The sequence below is a fragment of the Streptococcus halotolerans genome (genome assembly GCF_001598035.1).
GTDB classification, from domain to species: Bacteria; Bacillota; Bacilli; order Lactobacillales; family Streptococcaceae; genus Streptococcus; species Streptococcus halotolerans.
This window is the reverse complement of sequence record NZ_CP014835.1, coordinates 1,362,087-1,377,525: the sequence shown is the minus strand read 5'-3', so window position 1 is coordinate 1,377,525 and position 15,439 is coordinate 1,362,087. Positions and strand designations below refer to the sequence as shown.

Sequence of the window (15,439 nt, the reverse complement as noted above, 5' to 3'; positions counted from 1 at the left end):
GGATTTTATGTTTCAATTATCTATAGAAGAATTAGACAAATTAGGTGCTGCTATCACGACACGTGAAATTAAGCAGCAGCCAGAACTATGGCTAGAAGCTTTTGAACATTATGAGCAACAAAAAGACGCCATTGACACCTTTTTGGAGGATGTTCTAGCTGCAAGCAATGGCCAGCCAGTAAAAGTCATTTTCACAGGAGCCGGTACATCGGAATACGTTGGTAATAGCATTGCTAGCTACTTGCAAACTAAGGGAGATCGTGAACACTTTCTGTTCTCAAGTGTTGCTACGACCGATATTGTCGCGGCACCGCACTATTATTTTTACCCTGAAGATACCGTTTTATTAGTATCCTTTGCTCGAAGTGGTAATAGTCCCGAAAGCTTGGCTGCGGTAGATTTAGCCACTCAATTCATTGATAATATTTTCCATCTCAGCATTACATGCGCTGAAGATGGCCAGCTAGCAAAAGTAGCCAAAAAACAGGACAATCATTACTTGTTATTACAACCAAGTCGTTCCAATGATGCTGGTTTTGCTATGACAGGAAGTTTTTCTTGCATGATGTTGTCAGCTTTATTAGTGTTTGATCAGTCTTTGTCTGATGATGTCAAAAAAGGCTATGTTAAAACAGCAGCCAAGTTAGCCGAAACGGTTATTGAACGTGAGGCAGAATTACAGGCCTTGGTTGATGTGGACTTTAATCGCGTTGTTTATATCGGTTCAGGTAGCTTATCAGGTCTAACTAGGGAAGCACAATTGAAGCTTCTAGAATTAACAGCGGGGAAAATTGTAACCGTTTTTGATTCTTCGATGGGTTTCCGACATGGTCCTAAATCTTTTGTTAATGAGAAGACCATTGTGATTGGATTTGTTAATAATCATCCCTATGTTCGGCAGTACGATTTGGATATTTTAGAAGAAGTCTATGAAGATCATATTGCCGCTAAGACCTTGGCACTTATCCAAGGAGATGGGTCAGCCTTTTCAGGGGATGCTTTTACATTTGCTGTCCATGAGCTATTGCCAGATGCTTATCTAGCCTTGCCATATATTGTTGTGGCTCAAACGATTGCCTTGTTATCGTCGATTAAAGTAAACAATCTTCCTGATACCCCGTCTGCCACAGGAACAGTTAACCGTGTCGTTAAGGGTGTGACGATTCATGATTATAAACAGTAGGAGGTCTTATGACTGTATCGCTGACGCAAACGAAATACCAATCAATGAAGCAGTTGAGTGATCATGGCATCATCTCAGCCCTTGCTTTTGATCAACGTGGTGCTTTAAAACGCATGATGGCCAAACATCAAGCCGAGGAGCCAACGGTTGAACAAATAGAAGAACTGAAAAGTCTGGTTTCAGAAGAATTGACACCATATGCTTCTTCCATCCTACTTGATCCTGAATACGGGCTTCCGGCGACAAAAGTCCGTCATAAAGAGGCCGGTTTACTCCTTGCCTATGAAAAAACAGGCTACGATGCGACAACGACTAGTCGTTTACCAGACTGTCTTGATGTCTGGTCAGCCAAACGCATCAAGGAAGCTGGCGCTGACGCCGTGAAGTTTTTGCTTTACTATGATGTCGATGGTGACGAAGCTGTTAATGAGCAGAAGAAAGCCTATATTGAACGTATTGGTTCAGAGTGTCAAGCAGAAGATATTCCTTTCTACCTTGAAATCTTAACATATGACGAGACTATTTCTGATAATAGCAGTATGGCGTTTGCTCAAGTCAAACCTCATAAAGTTAATGGTGCGATGGCTGTTTTTTCAGAAGACCGCTTTGGCGTAGATGTGTTGAAAGTGGAAGTGCCTGTTAATATGAATTTTGTGGAAGGATTTGCTAAAGGAGAGGTTCTTTACACTAAAGAGGAGGCGGCTCAAGCTTTCCGTGACCAAGAAGAGGCGAGCCATTTACCATATATCTATTTAAGTGCAGGTGTATCAGCTAAACTCTTTCAAGAAACCCTCAAGTTTGCAGCGGAATCAGGAGCTAAATTTAACGGTGTGCTATGTGGTCGTGCCACATGGGCAGGTGCGGTACCGGTTTATATCACAGATGGTCCAGATGCCGCTCGCGAATGGCTTCGTACAGAAGGCTTAAAGAACATCAATGACCTCAATGCAGTACTTCAAAAAACCGCTACAAGCTGGGAAGACAAGGTAAAATAGCTTTACTCTGATAGTCGAAGGCACAAACAGCCGATATGACAGGTCGTCTTATGAGCCAGGCTAGCGAGAGGAAATTTTGAATTTATAATAATCCCAACGTTTATACGTTTCAACATATTCTAAGATACGATTCGTTTTCTTTTGACGTGTCGTACGAATTTGTAAGACAGCAGGTTCATTCTTATTGAGTTTTAATTGTTTGGCTACTGTCTCTGGATAGGATAAACAGATTTCGTTCGTTTCTTCGAAAGCTTCGTCACTCATGAGGATATTGAAATCTTTTTTGAACAATTGGTAGATCGATTTAAACTGCTCCTTATCCGCATGAGTATCTTTAACAAAATCATGAGGTAAGTAGGTGTGGTGATAAATATAGGGCTTCTCTTGAGCAGTTCGTAAGCGTATGACTTGATAGTAGTGTTCCGTTTTATGGAGTCCTAGACGATTTAAATACGTTGGGTGATTTCCTTTGGTCACACTTAAAACAGTAACCATGTCTTGTGAGGGCTGGAATAACTCGATGTCGGAAAACTTGACTAGTGTTTCTAAACGAGATCGTGAAACAAAGGTTCCTACGCCTTGCTTACGCTCGACCAGACCTTCTTTCTCCAGTTCATTCAAGGCTCTGATAGCGGTGATTGAGCTGACATTGAAAGCGGTGACTAATTCAGATTCAGTATGAAATTTATCACCTTCTTGAAAGTTTCCAGATAGGATTTGGCTTTGTAAGGTTTTTTTGAGGCGTAGATATTTAGGTTCCCTGCTTAGTTTCATGTCCTTTTCATCCTGTATTTTCAAATAATCTGTTCAATTATAGCAAAAAATGTTAAAAAATAGTACGACACACTTGATATAACAAGTTATAAATGTTATTATGTTAACGAAAAAGAAAGCGATTACAAGAGTTAGGAGGTGCTTGTGAGCAAGTTTACGATTGGTGAAGATTTTTATTTAGATGGTCGTCCTTTTAAGATATTATCTGGAGCTATCCACTATTTTAGAATTCCTAAAGCCGATTGGTATCATTCGTTATATAATCTGAAAGCTCTAGGATTTAACACTGTTGAAACCTACGTTCCTTGGAATAGGCATGAATCCAAAGAAGGTGATTATGATTTTTCAGACCACCTCGATCTAGAAGGTTTTTTAACCATGGCTCAAGACCTGGGATTGTATGCTATCGTCCGACCAAGTCCCTATATTTGCGCCGAATGGGAATTTGGAGGGCTGCCTGCTTGGTTGCTTGAAAAACAAGTAAAAGTGCGCTCAGACGACCCTGAATTTTTAGCTTATGTTGAAAGCTACTATAAAGTGGTGTTACCGAAGTTGGCAAAGCATCAACTTGATCAAGGGGGCAATATCCTGATGTTTCAAGTTGAAAATGAGTATGGCTCTTATGGGGAAAATAAGGCCTATCTTCGAGCTTTAAAGAAGCTAATGGAGGAGAATGGTTTATCAGCTCCATTCTTTACATCTGATGGAGCCTGGCAAGCGACGATGAGAGCTGGTAGCTTGATTGATGATGATGTTCTTGTCACTGGAAATTTTGGGTCAAAAGCAAAGCTTAACTTTGCTCGTATGCGTTTGTTTTTCCAAGAACACGGTAAAAAATGGCCGTTAATGAGTATGGAATTTTGGGATGGTTGGTTCAACCGTTGGAATGAGCCAATCATACGGCGTGATCCAGAAGAATTGGCGGATTCGGTGATGGAGGTACTGGAAGAGGGAAGTATTAACCTCTATATGTTCCATGGCGGGACGAACTTTGGGTTTATGAATGGTGCATCCGCGCGACGAGATAGAGACTTACCTCAAGTAACGTCTTACGATTATGACGCTATCTTAGACGAAGCTGGTAATCCTAGTCCTAAGTTTTATGCGCTTCAAAAGCGGCTGAAAGCTGTTTATCCTGACTTAGATTATAAAGAGCCTTTAGTGAAAGAAAGCATGGCACTAGCTGATATTCCTTTGAAACGAAAGGTGACGCTGAAGGATACTTTAGCCCATTTATCGAGCTCGAGAGACAGTTTCTATCCTCAAAACATGGAAGCCTTAGGTCAAGCAACAGGATATATTTTTTATCGAACGCGTTTACCTCGTGATCATGAAGAGGAAAGGCTTCGTGTTATCGATGCCAGAGATCGAATCCAAGTTTTTTTAGGTGATCAGAAAGTGGCGACCCAATATCAAGACGAAATTGGAGCTGACATCATGATAGAACAACAAGCAGATGACAGTCAGCTTGATATTTTAGTAGAAAATATGGGGCGTGTGACTTACGGGCATAAGTTAGAAGCTTCAACACAAAGTAAAGGGCTTGGCCGTGGTCTGATGGCAGATTTACACTTTGTAGGAGGGTGGGAGCAGTACCCATTACCTCTGGATAACATTGAAAAGATCTCCTATGATGGAAAATGGCAAGAAGGTTTACCGAGCTTCTATGAATTTGAATTTAATTGTCAAAATCCTAAAGATACTTATATTGACATGTCGTTATTTGGTAAGGGTGTCGTCTTTATTAACGGTTATCATTTAGGAAGATTTTGGCAAGTTGGTCCAATCTTATCGCTTTATCTGCCAGGTGTTCTCATTAAAAAAGGTCAAAATATAATCACCGTCTTTGAAACAGAAGGCATTTATCACAATCGCTTATCCTTAAAAGATCATCCTATTTACAAAGAAATAGAAGGAGAAAATTTATGACAATTGTTGCAACTCGTATTGATGGCCGTTTAATTCACGGTCAGGTGGCCAATCTATGGACAACAAAATTAAATATCAGCCGAATTATGGTGGTGGATAATGATATTGTTAATAATGACTTGGAAAAAACAGGTTTGAAACTGGCTACACCAGCTGGGGTTAAACTATCGATTTTAACAGAGGAAAAAGCAGCTGCTAATATTTTAGCAGGCCGATATGATTCACAACGTCTCCTGATTGTTGCCCGTCGACCAGATCGTTTTCTATCACTAATAGAAAAAGGTGTGTCAATCCCAGAGCTCAATGTTGGAAATATGTCACAGACACCAGAGACACGCGCAGTTTCTCGTTCCGTTAATGTTGTAGATGAGGATATCCAAGTCTTTGATGCCATTCATGTTAAAGGAACAAAAATCATTCATCAAATGGTTCCCAATGACAGTGCTCAGGATTTCATGACCCTGCTAGACAAAGTCAGATAATAAGCAAAGACAGTGCTGTTATTTCTATACGGCATTTAGTCAAAAAAGATTATGGAAAAGCATCAATGGCTTTTTGAGGTGGTGTGATTTAACTCGTTTTGAGAAGCAATGACGATGCCTCATCGCTCTATCTGGCAAGATTTTGAAAGTTTCACTCTCCAGAGACTTTTAGTGATTTTGCTCTTGTCTTTCTTTTTTGAAGAAGACTTCTCTTTGACATTAAACACAGGCTATAAATACGGACTGAAACTAAAGCGAACGCCCTGTTGCCCGGATTCCGCTTTTAGGCGTCATCTAGGCGCTCTGAAGGAACTTTAGCAATCATTGGTTGATGAGCTAGCAATGAGTTATCGCATCTTGATTGGTCATTTAGAGTTATCCTTTTGTTTTCAGTGAGTATTTGTGCCTTTAGCATCTTATTTAGGAGGATTCATCATGATTGAATGGTGGCAAATTTTATTACTTACTCTATATTCGGCTTATCAAATCTTAGACGAGCTGACGATTAACTCCTCTGCTGGATCACCTGTTTTTGCCGGATTTATTTCTGGATTGATTATGGGTGATATGACAACTGGTTTGCTTATTGGCGGTAGTCTTCAATTATTAGTCTTAGGTGTTGGTACTTTTGGTGGAGCCTCACGTATTGATGCCACATCAGGTGCGGTTTTGGCAACGGCTTTCTCTGTTGGACAAGGTATTAAACCAGAACTAGCCGTCTCAACGATTGCCGTTCCAGTGGCAGCTCTCTTGGTTTACACTGATATTCTAGGACGTTTTTCAACCACTTATTTCGCACATCGTATCGATAAACACGTTGATAATTTCAACTACAAGGCTATTGAACGCAACTATCTTTTAGGTGCAGTGCCATGGGCTCTTTCCCGTGCGCTTCCTGTTTTCCTCGCTCTCGCTCTTGGTGGTCGTGCTGTTGAAACTATGGTAAATACAATTGCTGATTACCAATGGATTGCCGACGGTTTGACACTGGCTGGTAAAATGCTTCCAGGTCTTGGGTTTGCTATTTTGCTTCATTACTTGCCGGTTAAGAAAAACTTGCATTATTTGGTACTTGGTTTCGGCTTGACTGCTATGTTGACAACGATTTATGGTAACTTACAAACTGTTTCTACAACTTTAGGTGGTATCATTGGTGAATCAGGACTTAAAGAAACTGTTTTCGATGCATCACCATTCAAAGGTCTTCCAATGATTGGTATTGCTATTATCGGTGCCGCTCTTGCGACAATACACTATAAAAATGGACAAAATGTGACAGTTGTTGAACATACAACACAAGTTTCTGAAAGTGGGGAAATCGAAGATGACGAAATCTAATTACAAATTAACAAAAGCAGATTTTAATCAAATTAATAAACGTAGTCTCTTTACTTTCCAATGGGGATGGAACTATGAGCGTATGCAGGGGTCAGGTTATCTTTATCTTATTTTGCCTCAACTGCGCAAAATTTATGGAGATGGCACACCAGAATTGAAAGAAATGATGAAAACACATGTTCAATTCTTTAACACGTCAAATTTCTTCCATACCATCATTACTGGTATCGACCTAGCTTTGGAAGAAAATGAAGGGGTGTCGTCTAAAGATGCGGTTAATGGGGTTAAAACAGGTTTGATGGGACCTTTTGCTCCGATTGGTGACTCACTTTTTGCTTCACTAGTACCGTCCATTATGGGGTCTGTTGCAGCATCGCTAGCAACAAATGGTAACCCAATTGGGGTATTCCTCTGGGTAGCTGTCAACATTGCGATTATGGTCTTTCGTTGGAAACAACTGGAATTCGCTTATAAAGAAGGTACCAAGCTGGTAACGACTATGCGTGACAAGTTGAGTGCCTTGGTTGATGCGGCCTCTGTTATGGGGGTGTTCATGGTCGGTGCTTTAATCGCAACGATGATTAATTTCAAATTCATTGCTGAGCCTAAGATTGGCGATAAGGTCATCAATATCCAAGATTTATTCGATCAAATTTTCCCACGTTTGGTGCCAGCATTGTTCACAGGCTTAGTCTTCTGGCTACTAGGTCGTAAAGGCATGAGTTCTACAAAAGCTATTTTGATTATTATCATTTTTGCCTTGTTGATGTCATACTTTAAGATTTTGGGTGTTTAACTAGGAGGACAATTTGACAAAAGCGTTAATTTTAATCAGTCATGGTCATTTTAGCGAGGAACTTAAAAAAAGTACCGAGATGATTATGGGACCACAAGAAAATATCCATACGGTTGGCCTACTTCCGGAAGAGGGCCCTAAAGAGTTTGAAGAAAAACTCTTGCAAACGATTGATGGGCTTGAAGAGTTCGTTATGCTAGCAGATCTGATGGGAGGAACCCCTTGTAATGTAGCAGGACAACTTCTGATGAAGGGCTATCATTATGACTTGTACGCAGGGATGAATATGCCGATGGTTGTTGGTTTCATCAACAGCTGCCTTATTGGCGAAAGCATTGATTTAAAAAGCTTTGGTGCTGAAAATATTCATCGAGTCAATGATCTCTTAGTGATGTCAGATGACGACGATGACTAATCAGTAGGATCAGCTGTTAGGCTAGGAAATTCAGTCGCTTAGAGAGTAAACGGTGAGACATTTGCTGTCTGATTTGCTAGGTCAGAGTCAGTTAAAGGTATGCTAATTACTGTGATGAAGGGCTACCTACATTGCTCGGCAAGAACTAATTTACTCCTACACAAGATTTAAACCTTTTTCCTTTCAGGCTTCAGCTATTGTATTTAGTTTATCATTCAGCTATGCCAATCGACACGACAAGATTTTCAAAAAGCAGAGTTTTTACCTACTGATAGAGATCTGTTGTAGGGTATTTCAAAAAACCACCTAACGTCCCTGCTTGCAAGTAGGGATGTTAGGTGGTTTTAGTGTCTTCACAGCACCATCACCAGACTATTTTCAAAGGTTTGTGATTTGGCAGTGACGTGAATGGTTTCAAGGGTTAGTGGATGTGTAAAAGACAGCGCGTGCGCATGCAGCATCAGTCGTCCTTTTGGTTTTGGGTGATAGAGGGGATCACCTAAGATGGGGTGGTTGTTATGACTAAGGTGGACTCTGATTTGATGCGTGCGTCCTGTCTCTAACTGGCAGTTGATGAGACTATTCTTGTCGAAAGCTTTGAGAACTTGGACGTGGGTGATCGCCTTTTGACCGTTTCGCGCATCCACCACTCGCTTGCGACGGTCGTGGCGATGACGACCAATGGCTTGACGATAAGTTATACTCCTGTCTGAAAAGTGTCCTTGAACCAATGCCCGGTATTGACGCTTGATCTGTTTATTTTCTAACAGTCGATTTAGGATTGGTAGAATAAAAGGATTTTTAGCGAAAAGCACGGTGCCACTGGTTTCCATATCTAGTCGATGAACAACATAGCAGGTCTTTCCTACAAAGGCGGAGACATGATTTAATAGAGCAAGTTCAGTCGGCTCATTGCCGTGCGTCTTCATGCCTTCAGGTTTATTAACAACGATGAGATGCTCATCTTGGTAAAGACAGTCCACCAGATCGGCATGTCCCAAAGGTATGTCTTTAGTAGGATAATCGTCCTCATCGAAGGTGAGTTCAACAGTGTCTCCTAAAGCAACTGGACTTTGCCAATTGATCAATTCATGATTAACACGGACGTTCTTTTTGGTCCGTAAGAAATGCCTTACCTTACGCGGGATTAACAAATGTTCTTCTAAGAGTTCCTTAACCGTGGTTTCGGGATAAGGGTTTTGAATGCTTACCGTAAATGTCATAAAGCTATTATAACATCTTAGAAAGGGGATGCTTAACTGAAACTTACTTGTAAGCTTGGTAACAGTTTTTTTAGGAGAATCTCACTAGAAAATTGATATAATAGGCTTATGACAATATTTGATAAATGGAAAAAGAGCTTAAAAAACCTTCTTTCTACTGATAAAGAGGAGGATGACCGCGATTTTGGTGTTTATGATCTAGATGATCTTGAGGATTATTCTGATGACACAAACGCCGATGAAACTCAAGTTTATCAAGGTTTTACGGAGGATAGCTCTAAAGATAATAAAGAGAAATCAAGGCGATTTGATCGCTCAAGTCGTCATAAAGAACGAGCTTACCATGGTCAAAGAGACAGATTAAGTCTCTCAGAACGGTTGATCAAAAAATATCCTAAATTGGCGATTGTACGTAGGCTTATTCCGGCACGTGATTCTTGGATTCGACGCTTTTGGCGTCGTTACCACATTGGAAAAATTATCCTCCTGATAGGAGCGATTTTTAGTTTGGTTGTCGGATCTTATTTGTTTTATTTGGCCAAGACAGCCGATGTGGAAGATTTACAGTCAGCCTTGAAAGCGACCACGCTTATCTATGACAAGAATGAAGAGCAGGTTGGTAGTCTGTCTGGTCAGAAGGGAACCTATGTGGAACTGGATGCCATCAGTGATAACCTTAAAAAGGCAGTCATTTCAACAGAGGATAGGAGCTTTTATAAAAACAATGGGATTAATTTCTCTCGGTTTGCCTTAGCGATTGTTACCATGGGGAAATTTGGGGGCGGATCGACCATCACCCAGCAACTTGCTAAAAATGCTTATTTATCTCAAGAGCAGACGATTACTCGTAAAGCAAAAGAATTCTTCCTAGCTTTAGAATTAACCAAACAGTACAGTAAGGATGAGATTCTCACTATGTATCTCAATAATGCTTATTTTGGAAACAGTGTTTGGGGGATTGAGGATGCTAGTCACAAGTATTTTGGTGTCAGTGCAGCAGAGTTAACCTTGGAACAATCAGCTATTTTAGCTGGTATGCTCAAAGGACCAGAGGTTTACAACCCGCTTTATTCTATCAAAAATGCAACCAATCGACGTGATACAGTTCTTGGTGTTATGGTCGATGCCAAAGTTATTAGTCAAAGAGAAGCCGAACAAGCGGCTAGCGTTGATATTTCAAGAGAGCTAGCAGATAATTATGGCGGCACTTCGGATACCTATCAATACCCATCGTATTTTGATGCGGTTATTCAGGAAGCTACTCAAAAGTATGGCTTAACCGAAGACGATATTGTTAATAAGGGCTACAAGATTTACACGGAATTAGACCAGAACTATCAAGTAGGGATGCAGTATGTCTATGATGACACTTCTTATTTCCCAGTGGCGGAAGATGGTGAATCCTCGCAGGGCGCCAGTGTAGCGATGGATCCTAAGACAGGTGCGGTCAGAGGTTTGGTAGGTAGGGTTTCTAGTACTAGTCAATCCTTTAGGAGTTTCAACTATGCAACTCAAGCCAAGCGGAGTCCAGGATCTGCAATTAAACCTCTCGTGGCTTACGCCCCAGCGGTTGCTAATGGGTACTCTATCCATAAGTTATTGCCAAACACGCCAATTGATTATAAGGGCTATAGACCGGAAAACTTTGGTGGTTATGAATCTGAGGATGTTCCTATGTACCAAGCTTTAGCTAATTCATACAACGTTCCAGCAGTTTATCTTGTAGATAAACTGGGGCTATCAAAAGCCTTTAGTTATGGTAAAAAATTCGGTCTTAATATGTCTGCTGCCAACAGAGAACTCGGTGTTGCCCTTGGGGGAAGTGTCACGACTAGCCCACTTGAAATAGCTCAAGCCTATGCAACATTCGCTAATAATGGTGTCATGCCTAAAGCGCACTTGATTACCCGAATTGAGACCGCCAGTGGCAAAATCATCAAGCAGTTTAAAGAATCAAATCAACGTGTGATTAGTCAAAGTGTTAGCAAAAAAATGACTAGCATGATGCTGGGAACCTTCTCCAATGGTTCAGCGGTTAATGCCAATGCTTATGGCTATACTATGGCTGGTAAAACTGGAACAACCGAAACGAAGTTTAATCCTGATTTAACCAGTGATCAGTGGGTTGTTGGCTATACTCCAGATATTGTCTTGAGTCAGTGGATTGGTTTTGAAAAGACTGATGAAAACCACTATCTGACTGGCGCAAGTTCTGGAACAGCGTCTACCATTTTTAGTGCCGTTGCCAGTAATGTCTTGCCTCATACTGCTGGTTCGAGCTTTGACGCGGAAAATGCTTATATTTCAGACGGTGTTGCTCCAACTTACACGGCCAATCCAGCTGAAGCAGAAGAGAGTGTAGCACCTAAAGTTTCTAATATTTTTGATGATCTTAAAAAGGGAGCGGAATCTGCCAAAAATAACTTTGATCGAGCGGTTCAAGATGCGAATCTGGAGGATAAGGCTAGACGAGTATGGAATGCTATCGAGAGTTGGTTGAACTAGCTTGCCACAATCTTTGAATTATGGTAAAGTAAAAGTTACGGAGGCGTTATGGCACAGAAAAAAGCAAGCCTAGCGTGTGCAGAGTGTGGAAGTCGAAATTACTCTATCGGAGTATCTAGCAACCCAAAACCAACACGACTAGAAGTCAATAAATTTTGTAAACATTGTCAAAAATATACACTACACAAAGAAACAAGATAGGAGAAAAACGGTGAGATTTATTCCAGGTATTTTTAAAGTTTTAAAAGATACAACATGGCCAGACCACAAGCAACGATGGAAAGACTTTCTTGCTGTATTAGAGTATACTGCGTTTTTCACGGTTATCATCTTCTTGTTCGATAAGTTGATTTCAACAGGTGTTCTTTCTATCTTAAACATGTTTTAATCTAAAATAAGTCAGTAAACGTAGGGAGTTTTAAGCGTTAGAGATAAGGTCTAGCGTTTGAGGTCGCGTACGAAAACTGGCTTGTTTTTTTGATTTTCAGTGGTCAGAGAGGTCTCTAGTATGGTATAATGAAGTCGCAGATATAGCCATTGAGGCTTTTTATTATGCCATTTTGCTATGATAGAAGGTCGGGACCAGCCGTTTATAGGCTTTAGGATCTTTTTAACTGCTTTATAGCTATTTGTTAGTCATTTCAGTGTAGACCTCTCCCGCCTCTATGACTCATATCAGTATTTATGATGTGCCGCCTAACAAGTGCTGCTTATGATAGAGCGTGACAAGAGTAGGGGGAAAGTGGCTAAAAAGCGATTAGCTCTTGCGATAAGAAGGAAATCTTATGAAATAGATATGATTTTTATCAAAAGGCTTATTTTGGCTCTCAACCTCTCGTCATAGGTTACTACTAAAAACATGGTCAGTTAACTAGACGTTAATAGTAAGATTAGCGAACAATCAAAAAGGAGAATAATCATGTTAGATTCATTTGATAAGGGCTGGTTTGTCCTTCAAACTTATTCAGGTTACGAAAATAAAGTTAAAGAAAACCTATTGCAACGCGCGCAGACTTATAACATGTTAGATAACATTTTGCGTGTTGAAATCCCCACACAAACGGTTAACGTTGAGAAAAATGGAAAAACTAAAGAAGTCGAAGAAAATCGTTTTCCAGGTTATGTCTTGGTTGAAATGGTGATGACGGATGAAGCATGGTTTGTGGTGCGTAATACCCCAAACGTTACCGGTTTTGTGGGATCACACGGTAACCGTTCGAAACCAACACCGCTTTTGGAAGAAGAAATTCGTTCGATTCTTATCTCTATGGGTCAAACTGTTGATGTCTTTGATACCAACATCAAAGCTGGTGATGTGGTGCAAATCGTTGATGGTGCCTTTATGGGACAAGAGGGACGTGTTGTTGAGATTGATGGTAACAAGGTCAAATTGATGATTAACATGTTTGGCACTGAGACTCAGGCAGATCTTGAATTATACCAAATTGCGGAGTTGGCATAACCCTATCGTTTTGAAATTTAGAGAGGACTCTGCAGAAATGTAGGGTCTTTTTGTTTACTAGAAAGGAAGTTACCAGATGGATACTTTTAAAGCCATGTATTTAGAAGATAATCAAGGGCAGTTAGCGCTGGGTTCTAAGGAAATCACATTAGATGATCTTAGTCCAGGTGAGGTAGTGATCAAAGTAGATTACAGCTCGCTCAATTACAAGGATAAGTTAGCAGTTCAGCCCAAGGGCGGAGTAATTCGAAACTACCCAATGATACCAGGAATTGACTTGGCTGGGATAGTAGTGTCATCAGACAGTGCTGATTTTCAAGAAGGCCAAGAAGTCCTTGTCACAGGCTATGAGATGGGCATGTCACACACGGGCGGCTTTTCAGAGTATGCGCGTGTGCCTAAAGACTGGGTGATTCCCCTGCCCAAAGGGCTTAGTTTGAAAGATGCTATGGTTTACGGAACAGCTGGTTTAACAGCGATTTTGTCGATTTTGGCTTTGGAAAATGCTGGACTGTCAGATAGCAAAGAGGCGCGTGTTTTAGTGACAGGAGCCAGTGGTGGGGTCGGATCAGTTGCGCTAGCGCTTTTAAAAGCGCGTGGTTATAGTAATGTGACAGCCCTAGTACGCAAAGATTATCAAGAGCCGCTTGTCAGTCGTTTAGGGGCTGACCAAGTCATTCGACCAGAAGCGATTTTTATTAAAGAAAAGCCTTTGTTGTTGAAAGAACAGTATGAGTTTGTCCTTGATACGGTTGGTGGTGATGTGGCCAGTCATTTGCTTCCTCAGTTAGCTTATGGAGGAGCCATGTCCTTGTGTGGCAATGCAGGGGGGATTGGATTAAAAACGACTGTCTTACCCTTTATCTTACGAGGGGTTAATGTATTAGGCATAGACTCTGTTAATATCAGTCATCAGAAACGCCTTGAAGCCTGGTCAGCATTAGCTCAATACCATCAAATCCTTGAGAAGTTAGAGACGAATACGATTGGCTTAGAGGAACTTCCTAAGCACTTGGAAACGCTCAAAACAGGCAGCCATTTAGGACGAACCATCGTTAGTCTAATAGATTAGCGCCCATTTTTTATCGTCAAATTAGAAAGACAGCTATTAAACGATTCACTTCACATTAGTATCATCTAGGGTCTAGTGCCAAAAGGGCTTCGCTTTAGAAATGTTGTCTAGATTAGTGGGCAATGCATATACTTGATGAATAATAGAAAAGGACCTAGCTCTGCACATTACAGAACTAAATCCTTTCAATTATTTCTTATCTAACCTTTGGGAGCAGTACAGCGTTATTGTTCCCTTTTTTTGCGATAAGATACTAAGTTTAGTATAAAGCAGAAAGATAAGCTTAATAGGCCTAATAGTGTTGTATGCTTAGTCGAATCGCCTGTTTGAGGAAGCTTATTAGGGCTTCGATGGTGCGTTTTGCTTTCCGCACCTTTGTCTTGTTGGGCTTTGTCAGACTTGAGCGGATTTTCTGGAGAATCTTTTTCGAAGCTCTCTTTTTCAGGTGTCTCCATTTCAGACTCCTCTATTTTAGGCTCGTCGTTTTCAGGTTTCTCTTTTTTAGGCTTCTCTTTTTCAGACTCCTCTATTTTAGGCTCGTCGTTTTCAGGCTTCTCTGTTTTAGGCTCATCGTTTTTAGGTTCTTCTTTTTCAGGATTCTCCATTTCAGTCCCATCGATTTCAGGTTTCCCAGTTTCAGGCTCCTGTATTCCAGGCTTGTCCATTTCAGGTTTTTCTGTTTCAGACTCCTCTGTTTTAGGCTCGTCTCTTTCAGGTTTCTCTTTTTCAGACTCTTCTGTTTTAGGCTCGTCGTTTTCAGGCTTCTCTTTTTCAGACTCTTCTGTTTTAGGCTCGTCTCTTTTAGGTTTCTCTTTTTCAGGCTTCCCTGTTTCAGGCTCTTCTTTTTCAGGCTCTTCTTTTTCAGGCTCTTCTTTTTCAGGCTCTTCTTTTTCAGGCTCTTCTTTTTCAGGCTTCTCTGTTTCAGACTTATCAATTTTAGGTTTGTCTTTTTCAGGTTTTTCTTTTTCAGACTCCTCTATTTTAGGCTCGTCTCTTTCAGGTTTTTCTGTTTCAGACTCCTCTATTTTAGGCTCGTCTCTTTCAGGTTTTTCTGTTTCAGGCTCATCGCTTTTAGGTTCGTCCATTTCAGGTTTTTCTGTTTCAGACTCCTCTGTTTTAGGCTCGTCTCTTTCAGGTTTTTTTGTTTCAGACTCCTCGCTTTTAGGTTCGTCTTTTTCAGGGACATCAGGTAGATGATTTTCGTTATTTAAAATTTCGGTAAGTTTGACATGAGAATAATTACCTGCGAAATCTTCAGCGACATA

At 40.7% G+C, this 15,439-nt stretch carries 15 protein-coding genes; 13 read left to right on the top strand and 2 right to left on the bottom strand.

Annotation, left to right across the window (positions count from 1 at the left end; translation table 11 throughout):
• Positions 1–7 precede the first annotated feature (7 nt).
• Positions 8–1,183, top strand: a complete 1,176-nt coding sequence (locus A2G56_RS06175) for an SIS domain-containing protein (protein WP_062710452.1) — start codon at positions 8–10, stop codon at positions 1,181–1,183.
• 8 nt (positions 1,184–1,191) lie between these two features.
• Positions 1,192–2,178, top strand: coding sequence for a tagatose-bisphosphate aldolase (lacD, locus tag A2G56_RS06170; protein WP_062710449.1), 987 nt, complete (start codon positions 1,192–1,194; stop codon positions 2,176–2,178).
• Between the two features lie 60 nt (positions 2,179–2,238).
• Here lacD and A2G56_RS06165 read toward each other — a convergent pair whose 3' ends face one another.
• Entirely contained in the window at positions 2,239–2,952 is a 714-nt protein-coding gene (locus tag A2G56_RS06165) for a GntR family transcriptional regulator (RefSeq protein WP_062710446.1), read from the bottom strand.
• A 144-nt stretch (positions 2,953–3,096) separates the two neighbouring features.
• Between A2G56_RS06165 and A2G56_RS06160 the strand changes: the two genes are divergently transcribed.
• The 5 genes from A2G56_RS06160 to A2G56_RS06140 all read left to right on the top strand — a co-directional run bounded on the left by A2G56_RS06160 (position 3,097) and on the right by A2G56_RS06140 (position 7,912).
• Positions 3,097–4,881 carry a glycoside hydrolase family 35 protein gene (locus tag A2G56_RS06160; protein WP_062710444.1) on the top strand — a complete coding sequence of 595 codons (1,785 nt, stop codon included), beginning with the start codon at positions 3,097–3,099 and terminating at the stop codon, positions 4,879–4,881.
• On the top strand, positions 4,878–5,363 hold the full coding sequence (locus A2G56_RS06155; RefSeq protein ID WP_062710441.1) for a PTS sugar transporter subunit IIB: 486 nt from the start codon (positions 4,878–4,880) through the stop codon (positions 5,361–5,363). The genes A2G56_RS06160 and A2G56_RS06155 overlap by 4 nt, the downstream gene beginning before the upstream one ends.
• Positions 5,364–5,798: 435 nt before the next feature.
• Positions 5,799–6,701, top strand: coding sequence for a PTS mannose/fructose/sorbose/N-acetylgalactosamine transporter subunit IIC (locus A2G56_RS06150; protein ID WP_062710437.1), 903 nt, complete (start codon positions 5,799–5,801; stop codon positions 6,699–6,701).
• Positions 6,688–7,497 carry a PTS system mannose/fructose/sorbose family transporter subunit IID gene (locus A2G56_RS06145; RefSeq protein WP_062710434.1) on the top strand — a complete coding sequence of 270 codons (810 nt, stop codon included), beginning with the start codon at positions 6,688–6,690 and terminating at the stop codon, positions 7,495–7,497. The genes A2G56_RS06150 and A2G56_RS06145 overlap by 14 nt, the downstream gene beginning before the upstream one ends.
• 13 nt (positions 7,498–7,510) lie before the next feature.
• The gene (locus A2G56_RS06140; RefSeq protein ID WP_062710431.1) at positions 7,511–7,912 is read left to right on the top strand and encodes a PTS sugar transporter subunit IIA; all 402 of its coding nucleotides are present in this window, start codon (positions 7,511–7,513) and stop codon (positions 7,910–7,912) included.
• 353 nt (positions 7,913–8,265) lie between these two features.
• On the opposite strand, the gene A2G56_RS06135 is transcribed toward A2G56_RS06140, so the two are convergent.
• On the bottom strand, positions 8,266–9,135 hold the full coding sequence (locus A2G56_RS06135) for an RluA family pseudouridine synthase (RefSeq protein ID WP_062710429.1): 870 nt from the start codon (positions 9,133–9,135) through the stop codon (positions 8,266–8,268).
• A gap of 108 nt (positions 9,136–9,243) precedes the next feature.
• Between A2G56_RS06135 and pbp2a the strand changes: the two genes are divergently transcribed.
• From pbp2a to A2G56_RS11165, 6 genes are all read left to right on the top strand, one after another.
• Positions 9,244–11,640 (top strand): penicillin-binding protein PBP2A, encoded by a 2,397-nt coding sequence (gene pbp2a / locus A2G56_RS06130; protein ID WP_062710426.1) that lies wholly within the window; start codon positions 9,244–9,246, stop codon positions 11,638–11,640.
• 48 nt (positions 11,641–11,688) lie between these two features.
• Positions 11,689–11,841 (top strand): 50S ribosomal protein L33, encoded by a 153-nt coding sequence (gene rpmG / locus A2G56_RS10240; RefSeq protein WP_082785116.1) that lies wholly within the window; start codon positions 11,689–11,691, stop codon positions 11,839–11,841.
• Positions 11,842–11,851: 10 nt separating this feature from the next.
• Positions 11,852–12,028 carry a preprotein translocase subunit SecE gene (gene secE / locus A2G56_RS06125; RefSeq protein ID WP_062710423.1) on the top strand — a complete coding sequence of 59 codons (177 nt, stop codon included), beginning with the start codon at positions 11,852–11,854 and terminating at the stop codon, positions 12,026–12,028.
• A 531-nt stretch (positions 12,029–12,559) separates the two neighbouring features.
• Complete coding sequence (gene nusG / locus A2G56_RS06120; RefSeq protein WP_062710421.1) at positions 12,560–13,102, top strand: transcription termination/antitermination protein NusG; 543 nt, start codon at positions 12,560–12,562, stop codon at positions 13,100–13,102.
• A gap of 76 nt (positions 13,103–13,178) precedes the next feature.
• The gene (locus A2G56_RS06115) at positions 13,179–14,174 is read left to right on the top strand and encodes a YhdH/YhfP family quinone oxidoreductase (RefSeq protein ID WP_062710418.1); all 996 of its coding nucleotides are present in this window, start codon (positions 13,179–13,181) and stop codon (positions 14,172–14,174) included.
• A 360-nt stretch (positions 14,175–14,534) separates the two neighbouring features.
• Positions 14,535–15,371, top strand: coding sequence for a pentapeptide repeat-containing protein (locus tag A2G56_RS11165; protein ID WP_418080413.1), 837 nt, complete (start codon positions 14,535–14,537; stop codon positions 15,369–15,371).
• Positions 15,372–15,439: the final 68 nt, after the last annotated feature.